The 14,903-nt window shown below is 74.2% G+C and carries 13 protein-coding genes and 1 pseudogene; 2 read left to right on the top strand and 12 right to left on the bottom strand.

The features are described from left to right. The 5 genes and pseudogenes from AB0D32_RS11805 to AB0D32_RS11785 form a co-directional block, all read right to left on the bottom strand. Positions 1-89: pseudogene (locus AB0D32_RS11805) on the bottom strand (MOSC domain-containing protein); the annotation flags it as partial. Positions 90-882: 793 nt separating this feature from the next. Continuing rightward, on the bottom strand, positions 883-1,203 hold the full coding sequence (gene cutA, locus AB0D32_RS11800; protein ID WP_357088067.1) for a divalent-cation tolerance protein CutA: 321 nt from the start codon (positions 1,201-1,203) through the stop codon (positions 883-885). A 9-nt stretch (positions 1,204-1,212) separates the two neighbouring features. Continuing rightward, positions 1,213-2,229, bottom strand: a complete 1,017-nt coding sequence (locus AB0D32_RS11795; protein WP_357088064.1) for a 1-acyl-sn-glycerol-3-phosphate acyltransferase — start codon at positions 2,227-2,229, stop codon at positions 1,213-1,215. Beyond that, on the bottom strand, positions 2,229-3,062 hold the full coding sequence (locus tag AB0D32_RS11790; protein WP_357088061.1) for a patatin-like phospholipase family protein: 834 nt from the start codon (positions 3,060-3,062) through the stop codon (positions 2,229-2,231). The genes AB0D32_RS11795 and AB0D32_RS11790 overlap by 1 nt, the downstream gene beginning before the upstream one ends. A gap of 56 nt (positions 3,063-3,118) precedes the next feature. Further along, a complete protein-coding gene (locus AB0D32_RS11785; RefSeq protein WP_357088057.1) occupies positions 3,119-4,588 on the bottom strand; it encodes a glycoside hydrolase family 3 N-terminal domain-containing protein in 1,470 nt (489 codons plus the stop codon). A 207-nt stretch (positions 4,589-4,795) separates the two neighbouring features. Here AB0D32_RS11785 and AB0D32_RS11780 point away from each other — a divergent pair, with 207 nt between their 5' ends. Then, positions 4,796-6,247, top strand: coding sequence for a serine/threonine-protein kinase (locus AB0D32_RS11780; RefSeq protein WP_357088054.1), 1,452 nt, complete (start codon positions 4,796-4,798; stop codon positions 6,245-6,247). 6 nt (positions 6,248-6,253) lie between these two features. Here AB0D32_RS11780 and AB0D32_RS11775 read toward each other — a convergent pair whose 3' ends face one another. The 7 genes from AB0D32_RS11775 to AB0D32_RS11745 all read right to left on the bottom strand — a co-directional run bounded on the left by AB0D32_RS11775 (position 6,254) and on the right by AB0D32_RS11745 (position 14,250). Continuing rightward, on the bottom strand, positions 6,254-7,321 hold the full coding sequence (locus tag AB0D32_RS11775; protein ID WP_357088108.1) for a glycosyltransferase family 4 protein: 1,068 nt from the start codon (positions 7,319-7,321) through the stop codon (positions 6,254-6,256). A 177-nt stretch (positions 7,322-7,498) separates the two neighbouring features. After that, the gene (locus tag AB0D32_RS11770; protein WP_357088051.1) at positions 7,499-8,170 is read right to left on the bottom strand and encodes a BON domain-containing protein; all 672 of its coding nucleotides are present in this window, start codon (positions 8,168-8,170) and stop codon (positions 7,499-7,501) included. Positions 8,171-8,348: 178 nt separating this feature from the next. After that, positions 8,349-10,109 carry a trypsin-like peptidase domain-containing protein gene (locus tag AB0D32_RS11765; RefSeq protein WP_357088049.1) on the bottom strand — a complete coding sequence of 587 codons (1,761 nt, stop codon included), beginning with the start codon at positions 10,107-10,109 and terminating at the stop codon, positions 8,349-8,351. A gap of 62 nt (positions 10,110-10,171) precedes the next feature. After that, complete coding sequence (locus AB0D32_RS11760; RefSeq protein WP_357088047.1) at positions 10,172-11,728, bottom strand: HAMP domain-containing sensor histidine kinase; 1,557 nt, start codon at positions 11,726-11,728, stop codon at positions 10,172-10,174. Further along, positions 11,725-12,426, bottom strand: a complete 702-nt coding sequence (locus AB0D32_RS11755; RefSeq protein ID WP_089003225.1) for a response regulator transcription factor — start codon at positions 12,424-12,426, stop codon at positions 11,725-11,727. Before AB0D32_RS11755 ends, AB0D32_RS11760 begins: the two co-directional genes overlap by 4 nt. Positions 12,427-12,502: 76 nt before the next feature. Further along, entirely contained in the window at positions 12,503-13,312 is an 810-nt protein-coding gene (locus AB0D32_RS11750; RefSeq protein ID WP_357088044.1) for a helix-turn-helix transcriptional regulator, read from the bottom strand. A gap of 320 nt (positions 13,313-13,632) precedes the next feature. After that, positions 13,633-14,250, bottom strand: a complete 618-nt coding sequence (locus AB0D32_RS11745; RefSeq protein ID WP_357088042.1) for a TetR/AcrR family transcriptional regulator — start codon at positions 14,248-14,250, stop codon at positions 13,633-13,635. Positions 14,251-14,301: 51 nt separating this feature from the next. On the opposite strand from AB0D32_RS11745, the gene AB0D32_RS11740 reads away from it, so the two are divergent. After that, positions 14,302-14,793: a hypothetical protein gene (locus AB0D32_RS11740; RefSeq protein ID WP_357088040.1), complete on the top strand. Its 492-nt coding sequence runs from the start codon at positions 14,302-14,304 to the stop codon at positions 14,791-14,793. Positions 14,794-14,903 lie beyond the last annotated feature (110 nt).

The following is a 14,903-nucleotide window of genomic DNA, read 5'->3' as shown; positions in this document are numbered from 1 at the left end:
TCGACCACCAGGTTGGGGCGGAACCGCGCCATCGGCACGGGCTCCTCACCGGCCTCGGCCAGCCAGTCGTTGAGCGCGTCGAGCGAGGCGGCGCCCTGGTCGGCCAGTCCCCCACGCCGACCAGGTCCACCGACCAGGCGGCGTACCCGTCGAGGAGCACCAGCAGCAGTCCGACGGCGGCGAAGGTCTCCGCGGTGCCACGTAGCCCGCGCCGTACCGCCACCAGCGGCACGGCCAGGGCGAGCGCGGTGAACGCGAACAGGATCAGGGCCCGGCCAGCGACCCCGACCGCCGCCCAGGCGACCGCCGTGAAGACCACCGCGGCGGTGCCGAGCAGCAGCCCGCCGAGGACGAAGAGCAGGCCCTGCACCGTCCGGGTGGAGGTCTCCGCCCCACCGACGCCGGCACCGGCCGGCGCGGGAACCGGCGCGACCGGTCCCCGACCCGGCCACCCCGGTGCCGGACCTCCGGGCGGAACGGGGCGGGCCGGCACTGGGGTGACGGCCGGTACGGAACGGGCCGGCACCGGAGTGACGGCCGGAACGGGGCGCACCGACCCCGGAGCCGCGGGGACCGCCGGACGCGGCACGGGAAACTCCGCCCGGACCGCGGCGGCCAGCGCCGCCCGACGTTGCCGGGCCGCGCCCAGCCGGCCGACGAGCCCCTGGTACGCCGCGCGGGCCCGCTCGACCTCACCGCCGAGCGCGACGATCTCCCGGTCGAGCCGGACGACCTCGGCGGCGGCCGGATGCGGCGGCCGGCCGCAACCGGAGCAGCCGGAGCCGAGATCGGCCGGCGCGCCGCAGGCGGGACAGGGGTAGCCGCTGTTCTGCACCCGGCCATCATGGTGGTTGGGAGATCACCCGGCCAGAGTGCGGGTACTCAGGGCCGGGTGTGCTCGTGCACCCAGGTGGCGTAGCCGGGGTCGCCGCTGTCCACCCGGGTCACCAGGATCTCCGGCACCTCGTACGGATGGCTGGCCCGGATCTGCTCCACCAGCGCGGCGGCCCGGTCGGGTGCCGTCTTGAACTGCACCGACCACTCGGTGCTGGTCTCCACCCCGGAACGCCACCAGTAGGTGCTGTCCACCTGGCCGCCCACCTGAGCGCACGCCGCCAGCCGACCGGCGACGGCCGCAGCCGCCATCACGTCAGCGACCGAGCGGGCGTCCACCACCGTCGTCACCACGCAGATCTGGTCCACCAGCGCACCCTACGCGGCACCGTCCCGATTGGCCGCGATCCACTCGTCGATCCGCGTCCACCAGTCGAAAAGCCAGTCGATCCGTTCCTGCCGACCGGCCGGCACCTCCTCCGGCGGCACCGACCAGAAGCGCATCACGATCCGCTTGTCCATCGGCAGTTCCCGCCACACGTCACCGACGGTGAGCATCCGGTCCAGGCCGGTGTGCGCCACGAAGATCACCCCGGCGTCGGGCGCGGCGTCCAGCGCCGCGAGCAGCCCGCCCGGCTGCGGGGCGAGCACGTGCCGCATCCGTTCCGCGCGCCGCGCCATCAGTTCCAGGCCGAGGCCGCGCAGCCGGTCGATGGCCCGCAGCCGGCGGCCGGGGGTGAAGTTGCCGCCCTCCGGGAAGATCACGAAGGCGTCGTCGTCGTCCAGGCCCTGGGCCAGGTGCCCGATCTGCTCCGTCACCGACCCCCGGCCGTCCGGGCCCGGCGCGAGGAACCGGTTCGGCAGCCGGTTGAGCAGCACGTCGACCGCCGGATCCCACTGGAGGCTGTCCTTCAGCACGATCCGCGGCTCCCGGTTGAACCAGTTGACCAGGGCGTGGATCAGGATGAACGAGTCGCCCGGGCCGGCGTGCCGGCAGAGCACCAGCTCCGGCCGGCCGGGCAGGGCCGTGTCGGGGTCGGTGCCCACCACGTCGATGCTCAGGTGCAGCGCCCAGCGGGCCTGCCAGAAGAGCACCCGCAGGAACCAGCCGGCGAGCACGTAGTGCGCCCGCTGGAAGGCCGGGGACCGGACCCGCCAGCCGAAGCCGGACGCCACCCAGAGCAGGAAGAGCGCGAGGAGCGCCGCCGCGTCCCAGACCAGGTAGACGCAGCCGATCCAGAGCAGGCGCAGGGGCCGCAGCCGGCCCGGGACCAGCGGCGAGGCAGCCGCCGCGAGCAACGCCCAGACCGGCAGGGTCGTCACCACCAGGAAGGCGAGCAGCACCACGCCGGGGGCCAGGAGCAGCCGGCGCGCCCACCGTGGTGGCAGGGGCATCAGTGCTCCAACTGCGTCGCCAGGTAGCGCCGGGAGGCCGTGTAGGCGCGACTGATCCGCCGCCCCACCGCCGCCATGTCCCGGTACGCCCACGGCGTGTCGTCGCGCGGCTCCAGCCCGCCGGTGGGCAGCACGTGCACCTCCACCCCGTCGGGCAGGGCCGCCAGCTCCCGGGCGAACCGGTGCCGCCGGGCGATCTCGAACGCGACCTGGGCGATCTCCCAGGGCCGCCGGGGCGGGCTCAGCTCCCGCTCGATCCGGCCCACCTGGAGTACGAAGATCCGCGTGGCGCCCACGGCGACCGCCTCGCCGATCGGGATGGAGTTCACGATCCCGCCGTCGATGTAGTGCTGGTCGTCGATCCGGGACGGGGGCAGCAGCCCCGGCACCGAGGCGGAGGCGAGCACGGCCGGCACCAGCGGCCCGCTGTCGAACCAGTGCTCGGCGGCCCGCTCGATGTTGGCCGCGCAGCAGCGGAACGGCACCTGGAGGTCGGCGAAGGTGGTCTCCGCGCCCAGCTCGGCCTCCAGCAGCTTGCGCAGCGGGCGGGGCGAGTGCAGGTGGGTGCGGGCGGCGAAGCGACGCAGTTGGCGGGCCACCGAGTCGCCGTACACCTCGCTCGCCTCGGGCGAGGCCCAGAGCCGGACCAGCCGGTCGGTGACCGCCTCGGACGGCTCGGCGGCGACCAGCGCGCCGTTGACCGCCCCGATCGAGGTGCCGAGCACCACGTCGGGCCGGATGCCGGCCCGGAACAGTGCCCGCAGCATGCCCACCTCGACCGCGCCGAGGACTCCCCCGCCCCCGAGCACGAACGCCACCGGTCCCCGCACCATGGGGTTCATCCTGGCACGGGCGGGAAAGTGGCCCTCCGGTGCCGGCCCGGCCGGGCTCAGGTGGTGCTGGTCGGGGGCGGTGCGGCCAGCCCGAGCGCCTCGGCCGCCGCCCGCCCGTTCGCGTGGCTGGCGCCGTAGGTGGTGACGAACGCCCGCACGCCGGCCGGGCGCCATGCCGACGGCCAGCCCATGTCGACGACCGTCACCGGGTGCCCGGCGGCCAGGTCCTCCGCCAGCGCCGGTCCGCCCGGCAGCCCGCGCAGCCGGCGGCAGACGAGCACGACGGGGCGCGTACCGGCCTGTTGGCGCAGCTCCGCCGCGCTGGCCTGCGAGGCGACCCTGAGGATCTGCTCGACGCCGGTCAGGTGCGGACCCAGGCCCCAGGGCGTACGGCCCTGCACGTTGGTCGAGGTGGCGAAGAGCTGCACCACGAGCGGCGTACCGGCCGGGGGCTCGCCCTCCACGCGCACCGCCCGGCGCGCGACCTCGTACCCCAGTTGGGTCGGCGGGGGCGGCGGGCCGGGCTCCGGACGGGCCCAGCCGGCGAGCCGCGCGGCCCGTTCGACCGCCTGCTCGACGCGCGCGACGGGCAGTTCACCGCCGCGGACGGCGGCGCAGATGTCGTCGACCACCCGCTCGACCACGGCGGCGTCCTGGGTGGCGCCGAGACAGAGCAGGTCGGCACCGGCCGCGAGGGCCAGCACCGCGGCCGGGCCCATCCCGCCCACCGGTGTGGAGGCGGCCTGCATCTCCAACGCGTCGGTGATCAGGACGCCGGTGAAGCCGTACTCGTCGCGCAGGAGTTCCGTCAGCATCCGCCGGCTGAACGTCGCGGGCCGGTCGCCGGTCAGTTCCGGCACCCGGATGTGCGCGCTCATGATCGCCTGCGTGCCGGCGGCGATGGCCGCCGCGAAGGGTGGCAGGTCGCGGGCCTTCAGCACCGCCAGGGGTACGTCGACGGTGGGCAGTTCCAGGTGCGAGTCGACGACCGTCGCGCCGTGCCCGGGAAAGTGCTTGGCGCAGGCCGCGACGCACGCCGCCTGGAGTCCCTCGACGGCGGCGCCCGCGTGGGCCGCGACCCGGGCGGGGTCCGTCCCGAAGGAACGGGGGCCGATCACCGGGTTCTCGGCGGCGGAGTTGACGTCCACCACCGGCGCCAGGTCGAGGGTGACGCCGACGGCCGCGAGTTCCCTGCCGATCGCCCGGTGGATGTCGCGCGTCAGCGACACGTCGTCCACCACGCCGAGCGCGGCGTTGCCGGGGTAGGGGCTGCCGGTGGCGTGCGCCAGCCGGGTCACGTCGCCGCCCTCCTCGTCGATCCCGACCAGCACGTCCGTACGGGCATCGCGCAGGGCGGCGACGCAGGACGCGAGTTGCGCCGGGGTGTCGACGTTGCGGGCGAACAGGACGTGCCCCGCCAGCCCGTCGCGGACCAGGTCCACCGCCCAGGGCGGCGGCACCGTGCCCGGGAACGCGGCCAGGACGGTGCCCAGCGCCAACCTGCGCAGCCCCTGGTCGATCGGCATGATGCCCCTTTCGATCTATAAGTACCTTTCCTGGAGTATTCCAGGCTTCGGGGATTGTTCAGGGCTTTGGCGCCGGTCGGCGGAGCGCTCGTGACGGGCGGACTCCCCGCCGGGCTCACGTCCGGGCCGGGAGGAATCCGGCCGTTGACAGGCCCGACACATTCGCGCAACCTGATAGCGCTCCCACAGCGAGGCAGGTGCGTCCCCGTGAAGCCAGCACTGCACCCCGGCCGGTTGCTGGCCCGCCGGTACCGGCTCGTCGACCAGATCGGCGCCGGCGGCATGTCGGTGATCTGGCGGGCCCGGGACGAGGTGCTCGACCGGATCGTGGCGCTGAAGGTGCTCGCCCCGTCGCTCGCCGCCGACGCCCGCTTCCGCGACATGGTGCGCGAGGAGGCCCGCGCCGCCGCCCAACTCGTCCACCCGCACGTCACCTCGGTGCACGACTACGGCGAGACGGTCGCGCCCGACGGGTCGATCACGTCGTTCGTGGTGATGGAGTTGCTGGCCGGCGAGGAGCTGGACGTCCGGCTCACCGACGGGCCGATGCCGTGGGCCGAGGCGGTCGAGGTCGGCGCCCAGGTGGCGGACGCCCTCGCTGCCGCGCACCGGCTCGGCATCGTGCACCGGGACATCACCCCGGCCAACGTGATGATGACCCGGGCAGGGGTCAAGGTGCTCGACTTCGGCATCGCCACCCGGGTCGGCGCGCCCGACGACGACGAGGACGGCGGCACCTTCGGCACGCCCGCGTACGTGGCGCCGGAACGCCTCGACGGGGCACCCGCCCAGCCCGCCACCGACGTCTACTCCCTCGGCGTGCTGCTCTACGAGGCGCTGACCGGCCGGGTGCCGTACCCGGCGGACACCTGGGAGCAGCTCAGCGAGGCACTCGCCGGGGACGGCCCGCCCCCGCTGGCCGACATGCCGGGGCTGCCGCCGGAGGTGGCCCGTACCTGCCTGCGCTGCTTGGCGCGGGACCCCTTGGAGCGGCCGACCGCCCGGCAGGTCGCCACCCTCCTGCGCGACCAGTTGCTCCCCGCCGACCCGCAGGCCGCCACCATGCTCGCGCCGACGGTCACCCTCCCGACGCTGCCCGCCGAGGGCGAGTCGCGCAGCGCCCGCCTCGCCCGGGAGCGCCGTCGGCGCCGGGTGCCGCGGCCCGTGCTGATCGTGCCGGTCGTACTGCTCGTGGGGGTGGCCCTGGCCGTGCCCGCGATCCGTCAGGAGGAGACCAGCCCACCCCGGTCGCTGCCCACCACGGGCCCGTCCGACCTGCCGGCCTCCCCCACGCCGACGGCCGAGACCTCACCGCCCCCGACGGCCGCCCCGCCCCCGACCTCCACCGCGCCGGTCGCGCCCCCACCCACCCGGGCGGCCCCGGAGCGCGGCGACCTCATCGAGGCGGCCAACCGGATCGACGGCCTGATCGGCGCCGGTCTCGACGACGGAGGGATCCGATCCGACGTCGGGCTCGACTTCCGCAACGAGCTGCGCAACCTGACCGACGCGGCCCGCGCCCGCTCGGGAGACCTGGGCGAGCGGATCGCCCGGCTCCGCGAGAAGGTCGCGACCCGGCGCGGCGAGGGCGCCATCACCGACGCGTACGCCCGCCGGCTGGACAGCGCGATCACCGCGCTCGGGGACGCGCGGGCCTGACGGCGGTCAACGGGCCGGGACCCGTTCCCTGGCTGCGGCGAGCGGGGCCATCCGCGCCGTGAAGCGGCGGTACGCCTCCTCGTAGCCGGCGGCCATCCGTTCGATGGAGAAGTTCTCCGCCACGTGCGCGACGCAGGCCGCCGGGTCGAGGCGGGTCGCCGCACGCAACGCCCCGGGCAACTCGTCCACGTGCTCGCAGACCAGGCCGGTCGTTCCGGGCCGGACGAGTTCCGGCACCGCTCCCCGGTCCAGCGCCACCACCGGGGTACCGGTGGCCATCGCCTCCACCATCACCATGCCGAACGGTTCCTCCCACTGGATCGGCATGACCAGGCACCGGGACTCGACCAGCAGCCGCAGCGCCTCGGTCCGGTCGGCGTCGAGCACCACCCGGACGTCCTCGCCGAGCATGGGCCGGACCACCTCGTCGTAGTAGCGGTGCTCAGCCGGCTCGTTGCACTTGCCGGCCAGCACCAACGGCAGGCCGGCGGCCCGGCACGCCCGGATGGCGACGTCCGGGCCCTTGTCGGGGCTGAACCGGGCCAGCCAGAGCACCGGCCCCTGCCCGGGTGCCGTCTTGTGCGGGATGCCCCGGATGTCCATCGCGTTGTGCACCGTGCCGGCCCAGGGCAGCCCCGGGTTGAGCCTTCGCTGCGCGTGCGAGATGGCCACCAGCCCGACGCCCCGGTCGGTCTCGCTGAGCACGTCGCCGTACTCGCCGACGGGGTTGCCGTGCACGGTGGCCAGGGTGGGCACGGCCCGGTGCCCGGCGATCAGCGGGCCGATGGTGGTGTGGTCGTGTACGACGTCGAAGTCGCCCGCCCGGACCCGGTGGTTGACCCGGGCCAGGTGGGCCAGCTCGGGCAGCGCCTCGCCGAGCCGTTCGAACTGGAGCTCGGGCACCGTGGAGACGAACTCGGCCCCGGTGCCGTGTTCCCGGCCCGCCCCGAAGAGGGTCACCGCGTGGCCCCTGGCCATCAGCCCGTCCACCAGTGCGGTCACCACGTGTTCCAGCCCGCCGTAGCCGGGCGGCGGCACCGACAGCCACGGCGGCACCACCATCGCGATCCGCATCGGCCGCTCCGCCGATCGGTCGGGCGACAGGTGGTTCACGGCCACGGTTCCTCCCCTGTCGGTCACTGCTGTGGATCGGTCGCCGGCGCAGGTCGCCCCGCCACCGGGCCCCGCTGCTCGGCGGGATCGCCACGGTTTCCCGGCGGGGGCATCAGCAAACCGGACGCCCGGGGGCCGTCATCCGCCCACGAGGAGCCGGTCCCGCACCGCCCGCACCCCCTCGGCGGACCAGGCAACCCGTTCCGCCTCGTCCCGCTCCCACCAGGAACGGACGACCCCGGTCAGCACGACCGTCTCCCCGTCCACCTCGACGGTCACCCGCTCCGTGCCGATCCCGCGCCCCAGCGCCCGCTGGAGGTCACGCCGGGTCCGTTCGACGTCGGGACGGGCTGCGGGCCGCACCTCGACCAGGTTGGTCACGCCGCGTACGCCCCGTAGCCGGCGCAACTCCCGCTCGGCGGTGCGTCGCTGCCAGCCGAACTCCACCTCACCGCGCAGCATCACCCAGCCGTTGGCCACGGTGACGTCCAGCCGCTCGGCGGGGACGAAGCTGTCCCACTCCAGCGCCCGGCTCGCCGCGATCGCGATCTCGGCGTCCGTACGCCCCGCCTCGCCGGGCAGGCGCACCTCGACGTCGTCGGCGACCGCCCGCACCCCCCGTACGCGCTGCGCGCAGCGTTGCGCCGCCCACTTGCGCGGGTACCCGTCCACCCAGCCGGTCAGCGTCACCACGCCGTCGGCGACGCTCACCCCGATCTCGTTCGGCTGCACCTGGGCGTCCCAGGCCAACTCGTCGAGCACGTCCCGCTGGATCCGCTCGTCGGTCCGAACGGCCGCTGCCGTGGTCATCGCACCCCTCCGTACGCCTCGCCGGGTCCTGCCTCTCCGACGATGCCGGCGCGACGGGTGACGGCGGTTCACCCGCACCGGGTGAACCGCCGTCAAGAGGGAGCGGCGGGTGACGGAGCCAACCCCCTTGGCCCCGCCACCCGCCGCCGGAGGGAGGAGGAATGTCTTCGGTTACCGGTTACGACGTCTCGGCGAGCGTCACGGTTGCCTTGGATTCGGCGCCGTTGCGCTTGTAGGTCACCTCGACCCGGTCGCCGACCTTCCCGGCCTGCACGGCGCCGACCAGATCGTCCGAGTCGTTGACCGCCTTGTCACCGAACCGGGTGATCACGTCGCCGCGCTGAAGTCCGGCCTTCTCGGCGGCGCTGCCCGGGGTGACGGCCGCGACCAAGGCGCCGCCGCCCTCGGCAGCGGTCACGCTGACCCCGAGCGACGGGTGGCTGACCTTCTCGCCCCGTTGGAGCTTGCCGGCCACGTCCTTGGCCTTGTTGCTGGGGATCGCGAAGCCGACGCCGATGTTGCCGCCGCTGCCCTGCCCGGCGGTGGCGATCGCGGTGTTGATGCCGATCACCTCGCCCCGGGTGTTGACCAGGGCGCCGCCGGAGTTGCCCGGGTTGATCGGCGCGTCGGTCTGGAGCAGCCCGGCGATCGAACTGGCCCCCTGGTTGGGCTGCTGCCGCTGCTCGTTGCTGCCCGCCTGGATGGTGCGGTCCCGGGCGCTGAGGATGCCGGCGGTGACCGAGCCCTGAAGACCCAGCGGGCTGCCGAGGGCGAGCACCTGGTCGCCGACCTGCATGGCGTCGCTGTCGCCGAAGGTGGCAGCCTTCAGGTCGCTGACGCCGCTGACCTTCAGCACCGCCAGGTCGGTCTTCGGGTCGGTGCCGACGATCTTGGCTTGGGCGGTCTTGCCGTCGGCGAAGGTCACCACGACGCTGTCGCCGCTGCCGGAGGCGACCACGTGGTTGTTGGTGAGCACGAAGCCGTCGGCGGTGAGGATCACGCCCGAGCCCTCGCCGTTGTCCGTGGCGATCGAGACGACGCTGGGCTGCACGGCGGCAGCGATCCGGGGCAGGTCGGCGCTGTTGATGACCGGTGCGGCGGAGTAGGTGCGGGTGATGCCCGAGTCATCGGCGAGGGCGAGCGCGAGCGCCCCGCCGGTGACGCCCGAACCGAGCATCAGCGCGAAGACCGCCACGCCGGCACCGACGAACTTGGCGATCCGGCTCGGCCGGGGGCCCGTCTGCGGGGCCGCCCACGGCGGCACCGGCTGGCCGGAAAGGTGCGGCTGGTGGCCGTACGGCTGCCCCGGCTGGCCCCCGCCGCTCCAGCCGGACTGCTGGCCGTACCAGGGCGCACCGGGCTGACCGGCGACCTGCGGGTGACCCGGCTGACCGGCGGCGTGCGGGTAGCCCGGCTGGCCGCCTGCCTGCGGGTAACCGGGCTGGCCCGTGGACTGCGGGTGGCCGGGCTGGGGCTGGCCGGAGACCGGGTACTGCGGGGCGGGCGCGAAGGGGCCTGGCGGCGTGGCCTGGGCGGGCGCGCCGGCACCCTCGGACGCGCGGGCCGGCTCGGCGGCACCGAGGGCGCCGTCGCCGGTGGGCGGGCCGTCGGCGACGGCACCCGACTCTGCGGTACGGGGTGCCTCGTCGCGCACCGGAGCGGCCGCACCGACGATCGGAGCGATCGGAACGGTCGGGGCGGAGTCACCGGCGGAGGGTGCGGTTGGGGCGGGGCCGCCGGCAGGGGGCACGGCCGGGGCGGGAGCGCCGGCGGCCGGGGTGGCGAAGCCGACCGTCGGGGCGGATTCGCCCGTGGCCGGGGCGATCGGGTCGGAGTCGGACTGCGCGCGCTCGACGCGCGGCAGCTCGGCGGTGGGGAGCGACGGCTCGGCGTCGGTGTGGGCCGGCCGCCGCTGCGGGTCGGACTCGTGCTCGGTCATGCCTCCACCTTGACGCGTGGCACTGCGATCCGCCTGGAACCCGCCTGAATGTTGGCTGAAAGTCACTCGCCATCCCCGTCGGCGTCCGGCACGAGGGGGACCCGGACCACGAAGGTCGCTCCCCCGCCGGGGGTCTCGGCCACCTCGACGGTGCCGTGGTGGGCGCGCACCAGCGCCGCGACGATGGCCAGCCCGAGCCCGGTGCCGGTGTTGCCGCCAGCCCGCCGGGTACGCGCCGCGTCCACCCGGTAGAAGCGTTCGAACACCCGCTCCGCCTGGTCGGGGGTGAGTCCGGGGCCGGTGTCCGCCACCTCCACCACGGCCAGGTTCCCCGGCTCGGCCCGCAGCCGCAGGGTCACCGAGGCCTCCGGCGGGGTGTGCGTGAGGGCGTTGGTCATCAGGTTGCCGATGATCTGGCGCAGCCGGGCGTCGTCGCCGTAGACCACCAGCGGGCCGGAACCGGGCTTGACCTCCAGCTCGATCCGGCGTTCCGGCGCCACCACCCGGGCGGCCTCGACCGCCTCGCTGGCCAGCACGGGCAACTCCACCGGGGCGAGGGCCAGCGGTCGCTCCCGGTCCAGCCGGGCCAGCAACAGCAGGTCCTCCACCAGCAGCCCCATCCGGGCCGCCTCCTGCTCGATCCGGCGCAGCAGGTCGGCGGTCTGCTCCGGCGCGCTCGCCGCGCCCTGCCGGTAGAGCTCGGCGAAGCCCCGGATCGTGGTCAACGGGGTCCGCAGCTCGTGCGAGGCGTCCGCCACGAACTGCCGCATCCGCTCCTCGGAGCGTCGGGCCCGCGCCTCCGAGGCACGCGCCGCGCCGGCCGCGTCCCGGGCGGCGGCCTCGGCGTACCGGGCGGCGCTCTCCGAGGCGGCCCGCGCGGTGAAGGCGGCCTCGATCTGCGTGAGCATCGCGTTGAGCGCCCGGGAGAGCCGCCCCAGTTCCGAGGTCGGGACGGGTTGCCCCTCCTCCGGGTCGGGCACCCGCCGGCTCAGGTCGCCCCCGGCTATGGCGGCGGCCGTACGCTCTATCTCCACGAGGGGTTTCAGGCTGGTCCGGACGATCGCCGCGCCGATGGAGGCGAGCAGGATCAGCACCGCTGTTCCGGCGAGCACGTCGATCCAGAGCAGGCGCTGGACCGCCAGATCCACGTCGGTGAGGTGTTGCCCGACGGCGCCCATCTGGCCGTTCGGCAGCTGGGTGTAGAGCATCCGCCAGCGGCTGTGACCGTCGCGGGAACGGACGGTGAAAGGCTCACCCACCAGTTCCGCGAAGCCCTGCTCCGTCATCGGCCACGGCGGCAGGTCGTCCGGGCGGAGGTTCGGGTTGAAGTAACCCTCCTTGGGCTCGCCGTCGACGACCGCCAGCACGATGAATTCGCTGGGCAGGCCGAACTCGGTCGACCTGCCCTGCATGAGCAGGTCGACCGCCCGGGACATCGTGCTCTTGGCAAGCCTCAGGTCCTCATCGACCTGACTCTCGAGGTAGCTGCGGAGGAAGAAGGTGGTCGACGCGCTGATCACCACCAGCGCTCCGGTGACCAGGGCCAGCACCGCGGCGACCAGCTTGACCCGCAGCGGGACGCCGCGCAGTCGCGCCTTGCCCTGGTCGAGTGGGTTCACGCCGCCGGCTTGCGCAGCACGTAGCCGACACCCCGGAGCGTGTGGATCAGCCGGGGCTGGGTGTTGTCCACCTTGCGGCGCAGGTACGAGATGTAGGACTCGACGATGTTGTCGTCGCCCCGGAAGTCGTAGTTCCACACGTGGTCGAGGATCTGCGCCTTGGACAGCACCCGGTTGGCGTTCAGCATCAGGTAGCGCAGCAGCTTGAACTCGGTCGGCGAGAGCTGCACCCGCTGGCCGGCCCGGTGCACCTCGTGGGTCTCCTCGTCCAGCTCCAGGTCGGCGAAGGTGAGCCGGGAGGGCGCCTGCTCGCCGCTGCTGGTGCGGCGCAGCACCGCGCGGATCCGGGCGGTCAGCTCCTCCAGGCTGAACGGCTTGGTGACGTAGTCGTCCCCGCCCAGGGTGAGCCCACGGATCTTGTCGTCGGTGGCGTCCCGGGCGGTGAGGAAGACCACCGGCGTACGCGTGCCGCCCTCGCGCAGCATCCGGATGACCTCGAAGCCGTCCAGGTCGGGCAGCATCACGTCGAGCACGACGAGGTCGGGCCGGTGGTCCTTGGCGGCGTTGAGGGCGGCACTGCCGCTTGTCGCGGTGGCCACGTCGAAGCCCGCGAAGCGCAGGCTCGCGGAGAGCAGTTCGAGGATGTTGGGATCGTCCTCGACGACGAGCAGTCGCGCCTCGGTCTGGGTAGCGGCCATGCCGCCCATCATCCGTGCTCTCGCTGCGTCCGCGCTGGGCACTCGCTGGAAAAAGCCTGTGAGGCGACTGTCGAGGTCAGCGCAGCAGTCGGCGCAGGCCGTCCAGCGCACCGTCGAGCAGCCGGACGGCGGTACGCAGCTGCGCGTCACTCAACCGGCGGGCCTGCACCAGGGCGCCCGCCTCGACGACGAAGGCAGCCAGCCGCTGGTCGAACTCGGCAAGCGCCGCCGACCCGGACTCGGCCGACGGGCCGGGTACCGGCACAGAGTCGGATGCCGGCGCAGGGCCGGGCACCGACGCGGGATCGAGTGCCGATGCAACGCCGGAGGCGGGCGTCATGCCGGGGCCGGGCGTCATGCCGGAGGCGGGCGGCAAGCCGGGGTCGAGCGTCATGCCAAGAGCAGGCGTCAGACCGGGGGCGGAGACGGGTGGCAGGCCAGGGGCAGGGACGGCGGCGGGAGGTGAGCCTGGGGCTGCCCAGCGGGGACGGCGGGTCTGCCGGGTCGCCTCGCGCAGCTCCCGCTTCAGGTCGCGCACCGAACCGCGTACCTCGCTCTGGATCTCTCCGGCCAGCGCGGACAACTCCTCCACCGAGGCGGCGATGTCCGACTCCAGGGCGGTCAGCTCTCCGGCCCGCTGCCGCAGCTCGGCCCGTCCGGCCTCGGTGATCTCGTAGACCTTGCGGCCACCGGCGGCGGTGTGGATGAGCAGACCGTCGGCCTCCAGCCGCTGCAACCGGGGGTAGACGGTGCCGGCGCTGGGGGCGTAGAGGCCGAGGAAGCGTTCCTCCAGCAGGCGGATCAGCTCGTAGCCGTGCTTCGGGCCGCCGTCGAGGAGCTTGAGCAGGTAGAGCCGGAGCCGCCCGTGACTGAACACGGCGGTCACGGCAGCTCCTCGTGGTCGTCGTCCACCGGGCGGGGCGAGCAGCGCGATGCTGCCCGGGGTGGCGGACGCGGAGAGCCTACCTTCACCCGCGCCGAACCCGCCCTCGCTGCCCATCACGGCCCCCGGCCGGACGAGTAGATCTTGGCAGAATCGTGCCCCCAGAAGGGCCGTTTTTCACCAAGATCTACGGCGACCAACCGACGGGAGGCGACCGACCGACGAAAGGCGACCAAACGACGGGAGGCGAGCGACCGACGGGAGGCGAGCGAGCCGTCCCGGGATGGTGCCTCGGTCCGGTCCTGTCGCGGAGGCGACCGCTGTCAGTCTCGTGGGCACGCGGTCTGTGACGGCGCCGCCAGCGAGGAGTCCGGGCCGGGCAGCAGCAGGGCGACGGCTCGTCGTACGGCGGCGATGTCGTCCTCGTCAGGAGTTCCGTGGTCGCGCATGGCTCGGCGGGCGACCGCGTAGGGCAGGTCGACGAGGGCCAGCACGACGTCGGTCAAGCGATGCCCGGTGGCGCGGGCCACCGCGGTGAGAGCGTCGCCGAGAGCGCCGTGGTGAGCCTGTGCCTGCTGGGCGAGCGCGGGTGAGGTGTCGCCGCGCAGCAGGTCGCGCAGGGCGTGGCGCAGCAGGAGGGCGGCGTCCTCGGGGTGGGAACGGCACCACGTCAGGACAGTGACCGCGGCGCCGACGCCGGCTTGCGCGTCGGCGGGTCCGAGGGCCTCCAGGTAGACGCGGAGGAAGCGGTCCTGCGCACGCAGCCAGGCGGCGGCGACGAGGTCGTCGCGGCGGGGGAAGCGGTGGTAGACCGAGCCGCTGGAAGCGCCGGTGGCCAGGCAGACGGCACGGGCGGAAGCCGCGGCGGGGCCACCCGAGAGGACCAGGCTGCGGACTGCGTCGAGCATCACGTCGGTCGAGTGCTTGACCGGCTGCGGCATGCGGTAGAGACTACGCTCCACTTGAACTAGCGAACCCTCTCTAGGAGAGTCATGGTCCGCAACATCCACGAGCGGCAGCTCGCAGCAGCTCCCGCAGCCGTGGGCGCGTTGATCGACTCCCTGGCCACCCCGGACGACCGGTTGTGGCCGCGCGGGCAGTGGCCAGCCATGCGGTTCGACCGTCCACTCGGCGTCGGCGCCCGCGGCGGACACGGGCCGATCCGCTACACCGTCGTCGCGTACCAGCCCGGGACACGGATCCGGTTCGAGTTCTCCGCGCCGGCAGGCTTCCGCGGCTACCACGAGTACGAGGCCCTACGGGTCGACGACCGGTGCTGCCTGCTGCGTCACTCACTCGTCATGACCACGCGGTGGCCGGCGTGGTTGAGCTGGCCGATGGTCTACCGCCCGCTGCACGACGCCCTCATCGAAGACAGCCTGGACACGGCGGCTCGCCACCTGGGGCTGGCATCGCCCCCGTCGCGACGCTGGTCACGGCGGGTCCGGGCTCTCCGGTCACTGATCCGCCGACGGCGGTTCTGACAAACGACGTGCCAGTGCCGGGCCGACGGCGGTTCTGACGGACGACGTGCCGGTGCCGGGCCGACGCCGGCCCCGACGGACGGCCCGTGCCGGGGTCGGGCTGACGGCGT

The organism is Micromonospora sp. NPDC048170, from assembly GCF_040652795.1.
Taxonomy (GTDB): Bacteria; Actinomycetota; Actinomycetes; order Mycobacteriales; family Micromonosporaceae; genus Micromonospora.
This window is presented reverse-complemented; position numbering and strand designations above follow the sequence as displayed.